This is a genomic window from Mobilitalea sibirica (assembly GCF_015999265.1).
GTDB classification, from domain to species: domain Bacteria; phylum Bacillota; class Clostridia; order Lachnospirales; family Lachnospiraceae; genus Mobilitalea; species Mobilitalea sibirica.
The window spans coordinates 306,702-324,192 of record NZ_JAEAGR010000003.1; the positions used below are offsets into that span (position 1 = coordinate 306,702).

Annotated in this window: 14 protein-coding genes and 1 other RNA gene; all 15 read left to right on the top strand. The window is 36.4% G+C overall.

Annotated elements, in window-relative coordinates:
* The first annotated feature begins 141 nt into the window (after nt 1-141).
* The 15 genes from I5677_RS04940 (at nt 142) to I5677_RS05015 (ending at nt 17,307) form a co-directional block, all read left to right on the top strand.
* Nucleotides 142-1,803 carry a Na/Pi cotransporter family protein gene (locus I5677_RS04940; RefSeq protein WP_197660460.1) on the top strand — a complete coding sequence of 554 codons (1,662 nt, stop codon included), beginning with the start codon at nt 142-144 and terminating at the stop codon, nt 1,801-1,803.
* 253 nt (nt 1,804-2,056) lie between these two features.
* Nucleotides 2,057-3,067, top strand: coding sequence for a type I glyceraldehyde-3-phosphate dehydrogenase (gene gap / locus I5677_RS04945; RefSeq protein WP_197660461.1), 1,011 nt, complete (start codon nt 2,057-2,059; stop codon nt 3,065-3,067).
* A gap of 287 nt (nt 3,068-3,354) precedes the next feature.
* The gene (locus I5677_RS04950; RefSeq protein WP_197660462.1) at nt 3,355-4,548 is read left to right on the top strand and encodes a phosphoglycerate kinase; all 1,194 of its coding nucleotides are present in this window, start codon (nt 3,355-3,357) and stop codon (nt 4,546-4,548) included.
* A 256-nt stretch (nt 4,549-4,804) separates the two neighbouring features.
* Complete coding sequence (gene tpiA, locus I5677_RS04955; protein ID WP_197660463.1) at nt 4,805-5,554, top strand: triose-phosphate isomerase; 750 nt, start codon at nt 4,805-4,807, stop codon at nt 5,552-5,554.
* Nucleotides 5,555-5,811: 257 nt separating this feature from the next.
* Nucleotides 5,812-7,353, top strand: coding sequence for a 2,3-bisphosphoglycerate-independent phosphoglycerate mutase (gene gpmI / locus I5677_RS04960; RefSeq protein ID WP_197660464.1), 1,542 nt, complete (start codon nt 5,812-5,814; stop codon nt 7,351-7,353).
* A gap of 139 nt (nt 7,354-7,492) precedes the next feature.
* Nucleotides 7,493-7,732 (top strand): preprotein translocase subunit SecG, encoded by a 240-nt coding sequence (secG, locus tag I5677_RS04965; RefSeq protein WP_197660465.1) that lies wholly within the window; start codon nt 7,493-7,495, stop codon nt 7,730-7,732.
* A 349-nt stretch (nt 7,733-8,081) separates the two neighbouring features.
* The gene (rnr, locus tag I5677_RS04970; protein WP_197660466.1) at nt 8,082-10,217 is read left to right on the top strand and encodes a ribonuclease R; all 2,136 of its coding nucleotides are present in this window, start codon (nt 8,082-8,084) and stop codon (nt 10,215-10,217) included.
* Complete coding sequence (smpB, locus tag I5677_RS04975) at nt 10,218-10,679, top strand: SsrA-binding protein SmpB (protein ID WP_197660467.1); 462 nt, start codon at nt 10,218-10,220, stop codon at nt 10,677-10,679.
* Nucleotides 10,680-10,982: 303 nt separating this feature from the next.
* Nucleotides 10,983-11,344: a transfer-messenger RNA gene (gene ssrA / locus I5677_RS04980) on the top strand.
* A gap of 725 nt (nt 11,345-12,069) precedes the next feature.
* Complete coding sequence (locus I5677_RS04990; RefSeq protein WP_197660469.1) at nt 12,070-12,606, top strand: DUF4256 domain-containing protein; 537 nt, start codon at nt 12,070-12,072, stop codon at nt 12,604-12,606.
* Nucleotides 12,607-12,822: 216 nt separating this feature from the next.
* A complete protein-coding gene (locus I5677_RS17510) occupies nt 12,823-12,948 on the top strand; it encodes a DUF4287 domain-containing protein (protein WP_197660470.1) in 126 nt (41 codons plus the stop codon).
* A 13-nt stretch (nt 12,949-12,961) separates the two neighbouring features.
* Nucleotides 12,962-14,053 (top strand): bifunctional diaminohydroxyphosphoribosylaminopyrimidine deaminase/5-amino-6-(5-phosphoribosylamino)uracil reductase RibD, encoded by a 1,092-nt coding sequence (gene ribD / locus I5677_RS05000; protein ID WP_197660471.1) that lies wholly within the window; start codon nt 12,962-12,964, stop codon nt 14,051-14,053.
* Nucleotides 14,054-14,144: 91 nt separating this feature from the next.
* A complete protein-coding gene (gene ribA / locus I5677_RS05005) occupies nt 14,145-15,332 on the top strand; it encodes a GTP cyclohydrolase II (RefSeq protein WP_197660472.1) in 1,188 nt (395 codons plus the stop codon).
* 177 nt (nt 15,333-15,509) lie between these two features.
* On the top strand, nt 15,510-16,313 hold the full coding sequence (locus I5677_RS05010) for a tryptophan-rich sensory protein (protein ID WP_197660473.1): 804 nt from the start codon (nt 15,510-15,512) through the stop codon (nt 16,311-16,313).
* A gap of 559 nt (nt 16,314-16,872) precedes the next feature.
* A complete protein-coding gene (locus tag I5677_RS05015) occupies nt 16,873-17,307 on the top strand; it encodes a PAS domain-containing protein (protein ID WP_197660474.1) in 435 nt (144 codons plus the stop codon).
* Nucleotides 17,308-17,491: the final 184 nt, after the last annotated feature.

Here is a 17,491-nt window from a genome sequence, read left to right on the forward strand (position 1 = left end):
AGTTAATTCTAACAAAAATTAAAAATAAATACATTATAAGTCATAAAATAATTTACCTACAATTTAAAATATGTTATCATTAACATGTATGTGAAAAATTTTGTGGTACATAATATACTAACGGGCATATGGAGGATAAAAATGGATATTAAAATGCTGGAAATGATTTTTGTTTTTGCCGGTGGACTCGGAATGTTTATTTATGGTATGAACGTCATGAGTAGCGGACTTCAAAAAACAGCCGGTGGTAAGATGAAACGTTTGTTGGGTTATCTGACAAGGAATCGTTTTCTCGGAGTGCTGGTAGGAACTCTGGTTACATTCATACTACAAAGTTCATCTGCTACAACAGTTATAGTAGTTGGTTTTGTTAATGCAGGTATTATTAATCTTACACAGGCTGTTGGTATCATTATGGGTGCTAATATTGGAACTACAATTACTGCCTGGATGGTATCCATGAGTGAATGGAGCAAGGTATTAAAACCTGATTTCTTCGCTCCCTTGGTAGTGGCAATTGGTGCTTTTATCATGATGTTTAACAGCAAAAATGAGAAGAGGAAAGAATTAGGGGAGATATTGTTTGGATTTGGTTTGCTATTCATTGGCTTAACATTAATGTCCGATGCAATTAAACCTTATCGTGACGCTCCTATATTTACACAAGCCTTTAGTGTTTTAGGTAAAAATCCATTCTTGGGTGTTATAGTTGGTGCGGTAGTAACTGCTATTATACAAAGTTCCTCTGCATCTGTATCTATACTTCAAACCTTGGCAATGAATTTGTCTTTAGGCTGGAATTCAGTTGTATATATAACCTTAGGTCAAAACATTGGTACCACAATTACAGCGATCCTCGCAAGTATCGGCGCTAATAAGACAGCAAAAAGAGCAGCTGCGATCCATTTGATGTTTAACTTGATCGGTACTGTGATTTTCGGTACAGTAGTCTTTATTATATTCAAAGTAAATACTGCATTTGCTAATTCGCAGATTAATAGTGTTGAAATCGCGATTTTCCATACATTATTTAATGTTGCTAACACTTTGCTGTTATTCCCGTTTGCTAATTTATTAGTGAAAATATCCGGTAAAATCATAGATGATTCTAAGATTGATACAACAGATGACGATATCCGTGTAACCTTACGTCATCTTGATGAAAGAATTTTTGAATCCCCTTCTTTTGCAGTACAAAACGCTGTTAAAGAAGTAGTTCATATGGGTGAGATTACTCTAGATAATGCCAGAGAAGCGGTAGAGGCTCTTTTGAAAAACAATGAAGAAAAAGCTAGAAAAGTTTTAGATGTTGAGAAGATTATCGATGCTCATCAAAAAATAATCTCCGAATATCTGGTTAAGATTAATAATCTATCAATAACAGAAAAACAGAGTCAGATCGTGAACAATCTTTTCCATACAATCAGTAACATTGAAAGAGTTGGTGATCATGCGGAAAATCTTGCAGATTTAGCTCTTGAAAAGATTGAAAATAATATTTATTTTTCAGATGATGCTTATGAAGAACTAAAGGAAATCTGCGAGATAGCAATTGATTCCTTTGATAATGCAATCAAAGCGAGAGACACTGAGAATATAGAATTCATTAAGAACGTAGAGAAGATGGAACAGCAGGTAGATGATTTAAAGGACAAGCTAAGACAGCAACACATCGATCGTTTATCTCAGGGAGTTTGTACTTCAGAAAATGGTGTTATCTTTATTGATGCATTAATAAATCTGGAGAGAATTTCAGATCATTCCTTAAATATTGCAAACTTTGTAGAAAACGAGCTTGAATAATGGTCATACAGATTGAGTAAAACTGTTTCTGAAAAGTTGCACAAAAATATTATTGAAACCTTATAAAATATAAACAAAGTCATAATAATTAATTATTTCATAAGAAAATCTTGATATTTTAGTTTAAATTAGGTAAAATGTGATTGAGAAAAATTTATCAATCTCAGGGACTGAAAGATCAAGTCTTAAAAAATGATATAGTGCTGTCTATTGGCAGTATATAATAAATTAAACAATTAGGAGGAATATAATCATGGCAGTAAAAGTAGCAATTAATGGTTTCGGACGTATCGGCCGTCTTGCATTCAGACAGATGTTTGGTGCTGAAGGTTACGAAATCGTAGCAATTAACGATTTAACAGATGCTAAGATGTTAGCACACTTATTAAAATACGATTCAGCACAGGGTAGATATGCTAAAGCTGATACAGTTGTAGCGAAAGAGAATTCTATCGTAGTTGACGGTAAGGAAATTCAGATCTATGCACAGAGAAATCCTGCTGATTTACCTTGGGGTAAGCTTGGTGTAGATGTAGTTCTTGAGTGTACAGGCTTCTTCGCTTCCAAAGCAAAATCTCAGGCTCATATCGACGCAGGTGCTAAGAAGGTTGTTATCTCTGCTCCGGCAGGCGATGATCTTCCTACCGTTGTATTCAGCGTTAACGAGAACACTTTAAAGGCTAGCGATACTATCATTTCAGCAGCTTCCTGTACAACGAACTGCTTAGCTCCTATGGCAGATACATTAAATAAATTAGTTCCTATTGAAAAAGGCTTTATGACAACCATTCACGCTTACACCGGTGATCAGATGACTCTTGATGGTCCTCACGCTAAGGGTGATTTAAGAAGAGCTCGTGCAGCAGCTGTGAATATTGTTCCTAATTCTACCGGTGCAGCTAAAGCAATCGGTCTTGTTATTCCTGAGTTAAGCGGTAAATTAGACGGTGCAGCACAGAGAGTTCCTGTTCCTACAGGTTCCATCACAGAATTAGTTGCAGTTGTGAATGGTAAAGTATCTAAAGCTGATATTAATGCAGCTATGAAGGCAGCAGCTAGTGCTTCCTTTGGATATACAGAGGATGAAATAGTATCTTCTGACGTAATCGGTATTACCTATGGTTCTTTATTTGATGCAACACAGACTAAGGTAACTGATTTAGGTGACAAAACTTTAGTTAAGGTTGTTTCCTGGTATGACAATGAGAATTCATACACCAGCCAGATGGTAAGAACTATCAAATATTTTGCAGAATTAGCTTAAGCATTAGCTTAAATGATCCATTATGGGTCCGGTCTTTCAGGGCCGGACCTTTTTTGATATTTAATAGAATTATATATGAAGTTATGTTATGTGAAGTTTTTGTTATTTGAAGAGTATCAGCTAGTATATAGAGTCAGATTAAGCATTTCATTAACTTAGATGATTCATAGCAGTGGTAACTTATATTGACACGACACATAGGCTGGAAAAAGTAAATTTATGCAAATTATAGAAACATAGCAACATACATGTTAAATTAGATGATCCATAAGAAAGGAGCAGTTTTCATGTTAAATAAAAAATCTGTTGACGATATCAATGTAAAGGGTAAAAAAGTATTAGTTCGCTGTGACTTTAATGTTCCGTTACAGGAAGGAAAAATCACGGATGAGGTACGTCTTGTTGAAGCGCTTCCTACAATAAAGAAATTAGTAAAAGATGGTGGAAAAGTAATTCTATGTTCTCATCTTGGAAAACCGAAGGGTGAGCCTAAACCTGAGTTGTCTTTAGCTCCGGTAGCAGTAAGACTTGCTGAGCTTCTTGGCCAGGAAGTAAAATTTGCGAAAGACGATAATGTAGTTGGAGAGAATGCGAAAGCAGCAGTTGCAGCTATGAAAGAAGGCGAGGTTGTACTTCTTGAAAACACCCGTTACAGAGCAGAAGAAACCAAAAACGGTGATGCATTTAGCCAGGAATTAGCTTCTCTTTGTGATATATTCGTAAATGATGCATTTGGTACAGCTCACAGAGCACATTGTTCCAATGTTGGTGTAACAAAATACGTTGATACCGCAGTTGTAGGTTATTTAATGCAGAAGGAAATTGAGTTCTTAGGTAATGCAGTTAATAATCCTAAGAGACCGTTTGTTGCTATACTTGGTGGTTCTAAAGTGTCCAGTAAAATTTCTGTTATTGATAATTTATTAGATAAAGTAGATACATTAATTATCGGTGGCGGTATGGCATATACCTTTATGAAAGCTTTGGGAGAAGAAGTTGGATTATCTTTATTAGAAGCAGATTATCTGGATTATGCAAGAGAGATGATGGAGAAAGCGAAGCAAAAAGGTGTTAATTTATTAATTCCGATTGATACTGTGGTTGCACAGGAGTTTTCTAATGATACACCTTATAAAACTGTTGGGCGTGGCGAAATCGAACCGGATTGGGAAGGTCTTGATATCGGTGAGAAGACCCGCGAGCTTTATGCAAATGCAATTAAGGATGCTAAGACCGTTGTATGGAACGGACCAATGGGTGTATTCGAGTTATCTAACTTTGCTAAAGGTACCGTCGCTGTAGCGAAAGCTCTTGCAGAGATTGATGCTACCACAATCATCGGTGGTGGAGACTCAGCTGCGGCTGTTAATACCTTAGGCTTTGGTGATAAGATGACCCATATATCAACCGGTGGTGGTGCTTCCTTAGAATTCTTAGAAGGAAAAGAACTTCCCGGTGTAGCTGCGGCGAATGATAAATAAGTAGAACTAGAATATATTTATTGTAAAGTGAGACAGTACACTAGTAGCAAGCTTTTCTTGATGGCTGTAAGTAATAGAGAGGAGCTTGCTACAATCTATGATATTACACAAGTTTAATAAAAGATTTATCTTAACCGATTAATGATAAATATGAGAGACTGAATCTTCACAATACAAGATAATTTTTTTGAGAGTATCTTTTAAATTTGGATAACATATATAGTAAGAATAATATGATTTAAATAGGAGGACAAACATGCGTAAGAAAATAATTGCCGGTAACTGGAAGATGAATAAAACTCCCAGCGAGACGGTTACTTTAATTAATGAATTAAAACCTTTAGTGGAAACCAAGGATGCAGATGTGGTTTTCTGTGTACCTGCGATATCTTTAACAACTGCAATGGAAGCGGTAAAGGGAACTAATATTCAAATTGGTGCTCAGAATATGTACTTTGAAGAAAGCGGTGCTTATACCGGTGAAATTGCACCCAACATGTTAACGGATATTGGAGTTAAATATGTGATCATAGGACATTCAGAAAGAAGAGAATACTTTGCAGAAACGGATGAAACTGTGAATAAAAAAGTATTAAAGGCATTTGAGCATGGTATCACACCAATTATCTGCTGTGGAGAATCCTTAAAGCAGAGAGAGCAGGGTATTACAATAGATTTTGTACGTCAGCAGATTAAAATTGCGTTTTTAAATGTTACTGCAGATCAGGCAAAGGAATCGGTAATCGCATATGAGCCGATTTGGGCAATCGGCACCGGTAAAGTGGCTACAACAGAGCAGGCAGAAGAAGTATGTAAAGCTATTCGTGAGTGTATCGCAGAAATCTATGATGCAGTTACAGCGGAAGCGATTCGCATTCAATATGGCGGCAGTGTATCTGCAGCCAGTGCGCCAGATTTATTCTCCCAACCAAACATTGACGGCGGTTTGGTTGGCGGTGCAAGTTTAAAAGTTGATTTTGGTAAGATTGTCAACTATAATAAATAAGTAAGTATTTATCATATCTTGAGCAGGGTGAATAATCTTGCTCAAGAATTTCGCAAATATCCTATTACAAAACGGGGACATGGTATTTCAAATATTAATAATTCGTTTTTAATAAGTAGATTACAATGACCAATCCTAATCCTGATACGGAATAAAATACAGGTGAAAACATGAAATGTATAAGGAGTTTGCTTTAAGTAAGCACTATTAAAGTCACATTATAAATTGCATCATAAGAGATAAGAAAAGGAGTAAGTATGAGTAAAAAACCAACAGTGTTAATGATCTTAGATGGTTATGGTTTAAATGATAAGAAAGAGGCTAATGCAATTGCAAAAGCAAGAACTCCGGTCATGGATAAATTAATGGCAGAGTATCCGTTCGCTAAAGGAAATGCCAGTGGTATGGCAGTAGGTTTACCGGAAGGACAGATGGGTAATTCCGAAGTAGGTCATATCAATATGGGTGCTGGAAGGATAGTATACCAGGAATTAACGAGAATTACGAAGGAAATCCAGGATGGAACCTTCTTTCAAAATGCGGCATTATTATCAGCAATAGATAATTGTAAGAGACATGATTCGGCACTACATCTTTATGGCCTATTGTCTGATGGAGGCGTTCACAGCCATAATACCCATCTTTACGGTTTGCTGGAGATGGCAAAGAAACAGGGTTTAACTAAGGTGTTTGTTCATGCATTCTTAGATGGTAGGGATACACCTCCTTCATCCGGAAAGGGGTTTGTAGAAGAGCTATGGGAAAAAATGAAGATCATAGGTGTGGGTAAAATTGCCACAGTAATGGGTCGTTATTATGTTATGGACCGTGACAATCGTTGGGATCGTGTTGAGAAAGCCTACCGTGCCATGGTTCATGGTGAGGGTGAAATCGCAGATAGCGGCGTGCTTGCAGTTCAAAACTCTTATGATCAGGAAAAATACGATGAATTCGTAATGCCGACCGTTATTTCTGAGAATGGAAAGCCGATAGCTACAATTAAGGATAATGATTCTATCATCTTCTTTAACTTCCGCCCTGACAGGGCAAGAGAAATTACTAGAGCTTTCTGTGATGATGAGTTTACCGGATTTAAGAGAGACCATAGATTAAAGCTTACTTATGTATGTTTCTCCGAATATGATATTACGATTCCGAATAAATTGGTTGCCTTCCATAAAATAAAAATAGAGCATACCTTTGGTGAGTTTTTAGCTAAGCATCATAAAAAACAGCTTCGATTGGCAGAGACAGAAAAATATGCTCATGTGACATTCTTCTTCAATGCCGGAGTAGAAATACCTTATGAAGGAGAAGAACGAATTTTGGTTAATTCTCCCAAGGTGGCAACCTACGACCTTCAACCGGAGATGAGCGCTTATCAGGTGGCGGATCATCTGGTAGATGCGATTACATCCGAAAAATATGACGTGATTGTTGTTAACTTTGCAAATCCGGATATGGTTGGCCATACGGGAATTGAAGGTGCTGCGATCAAAGCGATTGAAACCGTAGATGAATGTGTTGGAAAAGCAGTGGAAGCATTACTATCCGTAGACGGTCAGATGTTTATCTGTGCGGATCACGGTAATGCAGAGCAACTGTTAGATTACACAACCAATGATCCTTTTACAGCACATACCACCAATCCGGTTCCATTTATTCTTGTAAATTATGATAAGGAATATAAGTTAGCAGAAGGCGGCTGTCTGGCAGATATCGTACCTACTCTGATCGAAATGATGGGAATGGTGAAATATGATGAAATGACAGGTAAATCCTTATTAATTAAGAAATAACTAACTTGATAAAGTTTGATTTGTCATAAAAGCTGCAAGACATAATTCGAATGGATTAGTACCAAGACCCCAAATAGATTTTTGTTGAAATTATTTCTATTGTATGGTAGAATAGGCATAGTTTTAGGAGGTGTAAACAGTGGATCTATTAAAAGCAATAGTTCAAATTGTATATATTGCGATTTGTATCGTATTAACTGTGATAGTGTTGAAACAGGAAGGTAAAACGGCGGGTTTATCAGGAGCTTTAACAGGTGCAACTGAAACATACTGGAATAAGAATAAAGGCCGTTCAAAAGAAGGTTGGTTAGCGAAGACAACCATGCTTTTAGCAGCAGGTTTTATTGTACTTTCAGTAGTATTAAATCTGAATTGGTAATTGAATTAATTCAAAAACACTCTGTTTACAGGGTGTTTTTTTTCACTATAAATGCTATGGTATTATGTGGTACAAAGGATACATGATGTATTAATTTAAATAATTATTTAAATTAAGTAATATATGGTATACTAATAAGTATAAGAGTACAAACTGATACCGGTTATCTTTCTATTTTGAATAAGATAAGAAAGAAGTAAACTAAACAGTTAATAAAAATGAAAATCCCTCAAATTAATGAAAATTATGAATTGGAGATAGTGATATAAAATTTATATAACTAAATTCAACCGGTAAGAATTTATTAGAGTATACTTAATATTAGACTAACAAAAAAGTAGGTGAATTTATGAAAGACAAAACATTATTAGAAGAAAAGAAAATAATGCTTGAGGAATTTTTCTCAAGTGAAGAATATAAGCCCATGAGATTTAAGGACCTGGTTACAATACTTCAAGTTCCTAAGGAAGCAAAGAACGATTTGAAAGAAGTATTAGACCAACTCATTTCACAAGGAAAAATCATATTAGATCAGGGAGGAAGATATAAACTGCCCGGAGAGGATACAAAGGTAGGAACCTTTTCAGCTACACAGAGGGGCTTTGGTTTTGTAATGATTGATGGAGAGGTAGAAGATATCTTCATTCCCGAAAATGCCACTATGGGAGCTATGCATGGGGATAAGGTAATGCTGGTAATCAACAAGGAACAATCGGGTAAAAGAAGAGAAGGTACTATAATCAGTATCGTGGAACGGGGAAAGAGCGAAATCGTTGGGACTTTTGAAAAGAGTAAGAATTTTGGTTTTGTACTTCCTGATAATCAGAAGTTCACCCGAGATATCTTTATACCGAAGGAGCATACTAAAGGTGCGGTTGATGGGCATAAAGTGGTAGTAAAAATTACAAACTATGGTGACTCGACACAGAATCCGGAAGGAAGAGTTGTGGAAATTCTGGGACATATCAATGACCCCGGTGTGGATATTATGTCCGTGGTGAAATCCTATGACCTACCCGTAGATTTTCCCGAAGATGTTATGCGGGTATTAGATTTTGTACCGGATGAGATTGACCCGGAAGAAATAAAGAATCGTATGGATATCCGAGATGTAAAGACGGTAACCATTGATGGTGAAGATGCTAAGGATCTGGATGATGCCATCACCTTGTCGAAAGAAGGAGATATCTATCATCTTGGAGTGCATATTGCGGATGTCACCCATTATGTGAAGGAAGGTGCAGCCTTAGATAGAGAAGCTTTAAAAAGGGGAACCAGTGTATATCTGGTAGATCGCGTAATACCTATGCTACCACATAAATTATCTAACGGAATTTGTTCCCTTAATCCCAATGTTGACCGTCTTGCCTTAAGTTGTTTTATGGACATCGATGCGAAAGGAAATGTATTAGGTCATAAAATTGCAGAAACAGTAATCTGTTCCGATCGACGTATGACCTATACCAATGTAGCAAAGATAGTAGAAGAAAGCGATGAGGAGGTCATGAAGGAATACGAAGATCTAGTGCCGATGTTTCAGCTGATGCAGGAGTTGGCTGAGGTACTTCGGGAAAGAAGGCATAAAAGAGGTTCCATTAATTTTGACTTTCCAGAAAGTAAAATTATAGTTGATAAAAAGGGTAAACCGATCGAAATAAAACCTTATGAAAGAAACAAAGCGACCAAAATTATTGAGGAATTTATGTTAATAGCCAATGAGACAGTAGCCGAAGACTTCTACTGGCAGGAGATTCCCTTCGTATACCGGACCCATGATAATCCTGATGAAGAGAAGATTAAAAAGCTGGGCATCTTTATCAATAACTTTGGTTACAGCATCAAAGTTGGTAATGAGGAGATCCATCCGAAGGAGTTGCAAAAGCTGTTAATTAAAATTGAGGATACACCGGAGGAAGCCTTGATTAGCCGATTAACTCTGCGGTCTATGAAACAGGCGAAATATACAGTAGCCAATACAGGACATTTTGGATTGTCCGCGAAGTACTATTGTCATTTTACCTCGCCGATTAGGCGTTATCCGGATCTGCAGATTCATCGAATCATTAAGGAAAACTTAGGCGGTAAACTGAACGAGAACAGATTAAGCCATTATGAAAAGTTACTTTTCGAAGTAGCCAATCATTCCAGTAAGACCGAACGCAGAGCGGATGAAGCTGAGCGAGAAGTCGAAAAAATGAAGAAGGTTGAATATATGGTGGATCACATCGGAGAAACCTTCGAAGGTGTTATCTCTGGTATCACGGCTTGGGGTATGTATGTTGAATTACCCAATACGATTGAGGGTATGATTCGGGTTAGTGAGATGCAGGATGATTACTATTTTTACGATGAAGAGCGTTATCAGATGGTCGGTGAACACACCAAAAAGGTATATAAACTGGGTCAAAAGGTTAAGGTGGAAGTAACCAATGCAGATAAGTTTCTTCGAATTATAGATTTTGTGTTAGTGGAGGATGAGGAATAAGTGGGGGAAAATATTAAATTAATAGCTAATAATAAAAAGGCGTATCATGATTATTTCATAGAGGATAAGTTTGAGGCAGGCATTGCCCTGCATGGAACTGAGGTAAAGTCCCTTCGCATGGGTAAATGTAGTGTGAAGGAATCCTTTATACGGATTGAAAACGGCGAGATGTTTATCTACGGCATGCATATCAGCCCATATGAAAAAGGAAATATATTTAATAAGGACCCTCTTCGGGTGAAAAAGCTCCTACTTCATAAATATCAGATTAATAAAATTGCCGGACAGCTGGCACAGAAGGGGTTCACCCTGGTGCCGCTGCAGGTTTATTTTAAAGGAAGCTTAGTTAAGGTGGAGATAGGTCTTGCCCGTGGTAAGAAACTCTATGATAAGAGACAGGACATCGCTAAGAAGGATCAGAGAAGGGAAGCTGAGAGAGATTTTAAGGTAAAGAATTTATAATAAGTTGGTTAGATATACAGAGACTTCCAAAACTGCTAGAAAGAATTCTTGCGATATACTTTATTTTATGATTAGAATATGATAGAATGTATATACACCGATGACGAGGTATTAGTTAAACAGTATATTCTTTTTTACAATAAGTTACGAACATGGAAGAAGAGATATCTTGACACCGGGTGGACGTTATATTACAATATAACATGCGTCTGTGAGACCGAAGATCGCGAGAAGACATATCTTTTAAAGCAAATCAGAATGGATTTTTGATTTTTCTGTTTCGTGATTACAATCATACCTAACGGGGTTGTACTGGTTTCGACGGGGGTTTTGAATTTGTGGTAGCCATTCGCAGACTAGGACTGCGTCATCAACTTAGAAATAAAATTAAACGCAGACGATAATTTAGCGTACGCTGCCTAGTGGCAGCTGTCGACCTTAAGCAACTCGCAGCTTAAGACCTCGGCATCAAATTAGCGAGGCACTTTATCTTCAAAGCTTTGAGAGGATAAAAGATTTATGAAGCTACTGAAATCGGAAGCCTGTCTGTCGGCGTCCGATGGAGGGAACAGCATGTTTGGGCATGCATAAAAGACCGACTGTAATGGGAGAAACTGCAATGGATGGGCTTTCGGACAGGGGTTCAACTCCCCTCAGCTCCATTATGCATTTATGACGGGAAATCCTTATAAATCAAGGGTTTCCCGTTTTTCATGCTTTAAAATATATTGAGGATCTTAATTACATTTGATTACACTTTTTACTTTTCATCTTTTTTCTTATTGCTCAAAGTATTATCTAGCAGTATTTCAGCTCTTCGTCATTTCTGTGATTAAAACTGTAGGATTGGATTTAATAGAGTCTGTGTGTCTTCGTGACCGGAAAATTTTCGAACTTCGTCAATTTTAATGTCAATGTCAATATAATCGTTTTACGAATTTTGTACCGTCTCAAGCGACGTCTTTATACTTGAGATCTGTCTGATTAATTGTTATGTATATGCCATCAATATTTTGAGTTGTGCAATTTGCATAAAAGTATCGTGACCATTGGCACTACCTTAAATATAATACTATACTATAATAATCTTTAAAGAATTAATATGGAGTTTACTAATAGTTAGAATTCACAAGATCATATAAATGAATAATTATGGTTGGACCAACGAGAGAATATTCTAGATTAGCATGTACCAAATGAATTAAAAAAAACAGGGATTTGGAGAGTGGAAAAGCTAAAGAAGCAATAAGGTACTATGTGGAGGTATTTGAAGATTCAGAAATAGGAATGATCAGAGTTAACGAAAACAAAGTTAAGCGTTGAAAAATAAAATATAAATAAATCTTATATTCACTTTAATATTTTGTTAAAACAATAAGGAGGAACAACCATGTCAAACATAGAACTTCTTAATATATTAAAAATCCGTTTTGAGAAAAATATGAACCGTCATAAAGGTCTTGAGTGGGTTAATGTGCAAGCAAAGCTGGAAGCTAATACGGATAAACTTTGGTCGCTGAATGAAATGGAAATGACTGGCGGAGAACCGGATGTTGTTAATTATGATGAAGTTACCGGTGAATACATTTTTTATGATTGTTCAGTAGAAAGTCCTAAAGGCCGCAGAAGTATTTGTTACGACCCGAAAGCACTGGAGTCAAGGAAAGAAAATAAACCGAAAGACAGCGCTATTGGCATGGCATCTGCCATGGGCATTGAACTTCTAACAGAGGAACAATATCGCGAGCTTCAGAAGCTTGGCAATTTTGATATGAAGACATCAAGCTGGTTGAAAACGCCTCCTCATATAAGAAAGCTCGGTGGTGCCATCTTTGGGGATTTTCGCTACGGTAATGTTTTTATTTATCATAATGGTGCGGAATCTTACTATGGAGCCAGGGGGTTCCGTGGCTCCCTAAGGGTATAAATTTTTCACAGGAAGTAAAGTGATTCGCGTTTTAGAAAATAGAAATAGGTTTAATACTCAGACTAAAAAATACTATGATCTTCTTTTTTCTAAGGTGCATCGTTACATTATGTCCACTGTATTCTAATCTAACAAACTGAGAATACCTAGGCGTGGCACTATATTACGTTCACCAAGTTTGAGAGATAGTTAAAATGGTGTGTTCTTGAGGAGGATATGAAAGCGACTGTGTTTACTGACTGGTTAAAGAAAGAGTATCAACTTGGGCGCGGGCATGCGATGGCTATGTGGAAATACTTTATAGATCGGAAATGGATCATCAAGAAATATTCCAAAATGTAAAAGGGAGAAATCCATGAATGAACATTTTATGAAGAGAGCAATTGAATTAGCATATTTGGGTTCCGGATTTATTAATCCCGATCCGCTTTCAGGAGCTGTGCTGGTGAAAGACAATATAGTACTAGGAGAATCATGTTATAGAACATTCGGAGCAGCTTCAGCTGAGCTTGAGGTATTATCTTATGGTTTATGTGATCTTTCTGGAGCTGAATTGTATCTTAATATCGAGCCATTTGGGAACAAAGCTAAGCTCACTGAACTGATCAGGGTAATAAAAGACCGGAAGATTGAAAAGATTTATATCGGAATAGAAGATCGAAATCCCAGGAAAGAGATTCATTTTATTGAAGAGCTGAAGCACTTGGGCATCTCCTGTGAATTGGGTATCCTAAAGGATGAATGTGAAGAAATGAATGAGATATATAGCCATTATATCGTAAATAAAACTCCTTATGTTATCGTAAAGTGGGCAATGACTCTGGATGGCAAGCTCGCAACGAAAACAGGTGACTCTAAGTGGATCAGTTCGGAGGAAAGTTTGCGGTTTGTTCATCATTTAAGGCAACGGGTATCAGCGATTCTGGTAGGTGAGAATACGGTCAGAAAAGATGATCCACTATTGACGACAAGGCTGGAAGGCGTTCAAATTTCTAATCCGATCCGAATTATCATATCCAAATATGGTGATATTCCTATGGAAGCTAAAGTGCTGCAGGTAGATGAAAGCACAAAGACATGGATCATAGCTTCGGAACTCATTTCAAAGGAGAGGGAAGAGAGCATCTGTAATTTAGGTGCCAGAATACTTAAATTAAAAGAGAAGAATGGACATATTGACTTTAATAAAGTCATGGATTTGTTGGGGCGATTAGGTATAGATTCTGTATACATCGAAGGGGGAAGTGCCGTCCTTGGATCAGCTTTTGAAAGTGGTTGTGTTCATAAGGTATATACAGCGATTGCTCCAAAAATTGTCGGAGGAAATAAGGCAGTTACTCCGGTTGGAGGAAATGGTATAGAGCGAATGAATGACGCGATCGTATTAAAACGGCTTTCTTATGAAATAGTTGGACCAGATGTGATTATAAAAGGGTATATATATTAAAGGATATCTTATCTGTATTAAGTGGTATAATTTAAAAGCTATATATATAAAATTCATACAGACTACTGAAAAAAGTACAAGGAGGTTCAATATGATTAGAAGAACAGAGGATGGAATCAAAGAGATTAAGAAAAACAGTCTGGCAATTATTATTGATGATGAACAGGCTGAGAACGGTGGAGTGTTATTTGCACCGGCGGAGGCAATTACGATAGAAACGATGCAATTTCTTATGAAATATGGTACCGGATTTACTTATGCAACGCTGACGGAAGATTTATTAGAAAATGTTCATATCCCTCAGGTTAATACTGTACAAAAGTCCTCCAATACTAATTCCTATGATCTGTCAATCGATCATATTGGTGCAGGATCGGGTATTTCTGCAGAGAATCGTTTGTTAACAATTCAAAAATTATTGGAAGATTCATTGGATGTTCAGCATTTTAAAACTCCCGGACATGTATTTATAATCAAAGCTGTCAATGGCGGAGTTTTGAAAAAAGCAGGCATGGCGGAAGCGGTATCAGATCTGGCAACCATTGCAGGGTATCGTCCTTTCGGTGTGTATACAGAGATCTTAAGTCAGGATAAATCCATTGCCACGATGGACGAACTGCAACAATTATCGGATAAGGAAAATATACCGATTTTTACGATTGAAGATCTGATTGCTTATCGAAGAGAAAAGGATTGTTATGTCATAAAAGAGGCCGAAGCCAATCTTCCTACGGAATATGGTGATTTTCGTATGGTTGGCTTTGTGAATAAATTAAACGGTGAGCATCATGTTGCTATGGTAAAGGGGATTATTGAACCCACGGATGAAGTATTGGTCAGAGTCCATTCGGAATGCTTGACTGGTGATGCTTTTCATTCACTCAAATGTGATTGTGGAGAGCAATTGGCAGCCGCTCTAATGAATATCGAGAAGGAAGGAAAGGGAGTATTACTTTACCTAAGACAGGAAGGCAGAGGTATCGGTCTGATTAATAAGATAAAGGCATATAAACTACAGGAGCAGGGGATGGACACGGAAGAAGCTAATATTGCTTTGGGGTTTCCGTCAGACATGAGAGATTATGGTATAGGTGCTCAGATCTTAAGTGAGCTTAATGTCAGAAGGATCAGATTAATGACGAATAATCCCAAGAAAATCATAGGATTAAAAGGTCATGGGATCGAAATCATAGAGAGGGTACCTCTGATTATAGATGCCAATGTACATAACAAGAGATATTTTGAGACGAAGAAGGAAAAGATGGGGCATTTGTATTAAATGGATTACCTGAATATCCATTACCTCAAAATGGAAGACCGACCGTAAAAAGCAATTAACAATCGAACAGTTGGATCTATTTATCCGGCGATTAGAAGAATTAAATACCTTTTCACTGTGATAATATATCTGCTTTATTTAAGTATATGATTATTTATTATAAAAGGAGGGGATAGTATGGTAAAGAAAATCAACAATATTCTAATACCAATTGTAGTATTAATTACATATATCATAATGGTTATCACTAATTCACTTGCTAACGCTTTACCGATCAATGGTAAGGGAACAGGAGAAATATCCGATTCTTATCAAAATCTTTTTGCCCCGGCAGGAATTACATTTGCTATATGGGGTTTGATTTACCTATTACTTTTGATGTATTCAATAAATCAACTTATAAATTATAAAAGGGAAAGTGATATTAAGCAGCAGATTTTTAATGCAGTGGGTGTTCTATTTTCTGTATCATCCGTAGCGAATACCATATGGATATTTGCATGGCATTACAATGTAATTTGGTTGAGTGTAATACTAATGCTGGTTATCCTCATATGCTTGATTAAAATTAATATCATTTTAAAAGATAAGGATTTTTCTGTGATTGAGAAGTTTACAGTGAAATTACCCTTTACCGTATATTTTGGCTGGATAACAATTGCAACAATAGCCAATGTAACAACATTTTTAGTTTCTGTTAATTGGAATAGGTTATCATTGAGTGAAGTTTTTTGGACGAACCTAATTATAATAATAGGTGCTGTCATTGGATTTATATGTGTATTATTTTATAAAAGTCTTGCCTATGGCTGTGTTTTCATATGGGCATATATGGGTATAGCTTTAAAACATCTCTCACCAGAAACATTTGACGGTAGATACCCATCGGTTATTATTACAGTTTTTATAGCTATTTTGTTAATTATCTTATCACAAGTTATATTGATTCGAGTTCGAGTAAAAGATAAGAAGATTGGATAAAGAATAATGAAGTATGTAATTAATAGATATTATTAAAAAGTAAGGAAAAGAGTACCAGGCTTTTTCACAAACTGGAGCATCAGCAATGCTGATGGAAGCATATATAAATAGTAAGATATATGAGCTGCTTCAATTAGATGTCGATGGCTTTATATTAAAAGTCGCTCTCCATCCTGTGGAATTAAAGATGTTATAGTGTATAATACCTTTAGGAAATCCTCTGCACTAACCCAAAATTCAAAATGCTTTTGGAAAAGCAGTAACTGATACTTGTGGTTTATTAGCTATAGAGGACGAAGGACGTTTATCCAATTACAAAATTCGAGAACTATTAAGAATGATTCATCTCAGACTGTACTTCGGGATGAGTATATTAATACATTGCTATTTTCTCTAAAAGACAACAATCCGGTTATAGATACCTTGATAGAATTTATTGCGGTATGTGTAACTGAAACAGAGAGGGCAGACTGTTAAGAATAGAATAGTATTAAAAATTTTGCGAAAATATGATAAAATGTGGATATCCTATCATAGAAAACTGGAGGTAATATTACGTATGATGAAAAAAAACAAAAGTGAAATTAAAATGGATCAGTATATGAAAGAGTTTTTTGATTTAATACCAATAGGTATGGTAATTGTAGATAGTGATACTAGAATAAAAGCTGTAAATAGAACAATAATCGATATGATGGGTGGAGATGGAATCGTTGAGCTCGGGAAAAGGTTTGGCGATGGATTTCGATGTGTTGAAAGTTTAATTGGGGGTTGTGGTAGCGGGAAAGCTTGCATCATGTGTGAAATAAGAGGAACTATCATGAAAGCAATTAAGACAAGGCATACATACAATAATATTGTATTAAAACATGAATTTATAGTCAATGATAAAGAAGTATCACCATGGTATAAGATGAGCTTCGTTCCATTAAATATTCAAGGTAAAGACCATGTGATGATGACAGTTGATGATGTCACAGATTTAAAAATATAACTAAGGATATTTGAAACGATTTAATGAATTGACTGGCATAAAATGAGTTGATTTTTTGTCTGGGAGGGTTCAAAATAAAGTATCGTATTCTCACTATAATATATTCAATTATTTTTTTATCAATTTTTTTGGGTTTAACATCTATGATTCCTAAATGGGCTGTTATGATATTAGTTTTAATTAT

Bases quoted from the DNA above. Each gene is read 5' to 3' on its own strand.
- I5677_RS05015 (WP_197660474.1), top strand. From the start codon at position 16,873: ATGATGAAAAAAAACAAAAGTGAAATTAAAATGGATCAGTATATGAAA.
- ribA (WP_197660472.1), top strand. From the start codon at position 14,145: ATGATTAGAAGAACAGAGGATGGAATCAAAGAGATTAAGAAAAACAGT.
- tpiA (WP_197660463.1), top strand. From the start codon at position 4,805: ATGCGTAAGAAAATAATTGCCGGTAACTGGAAGATGAATAAAACTCCC.
- I5677_RS04940 (WP_197660460.1), top strand. From the start codon at position 142: ATGGATATTAAAATGCTGGAAATGATTTTTGTTTTTGCCGGTGGACTC.
- I5677_RS05010 (WP_197660473.1), top strand. From the start codon at position 15,510: ATGGTAAAGAAAATCAACAATATTCTAATACCAATTGTAGTATTAATT.
- I5677_RS04990 (WP_197660469.1), top strand. From the start codon at position 12,070: ATGTCAAACATAGAACTTCTTAATATATTAAAAATCCGTTTTGAGAAA.
- gpmI (WP_197660464.1), top strand. From the start codon at position 5,812: ATGAGTAAAAAACCAACAGTGTTAATGATCTTAGATGGTTATGGTTTA.
- I5677_RS04950 (WP_197660462.1), top strand. From the start codon at position 3,355: ATGTTAAATAAAAAATCTGTTGACGATATCAATGTAAAGGGTAAAAAA.
- gap (WP_197660461.1), top strand. From the start codon at position 2,057: ATGGCAGTAAAAGTAGCAATTAATGGTTTCGGACGTATCGGCCGTCTT.
- I5677_RS17510 (WP_197660470.1), top strand. From the start codon at position 12,823: ATGAAAGCGACTGTGTTTACTGACTGGTTAAAGAAAGAGTATCAACTT.
- ribD (WP_197660471.1), top strand. From the start codon at position 12,962: ATGAATGAACATTTTATGAAGAGAGCAATTGAATTAGCATATTTGGGT.
- rnr (WP_197660466.1), top strand. From the start codon at position 8,082: ATGAAAGACAAAACATTATTAGAAGAAAAGAAAATAATGCTTGAGGAA.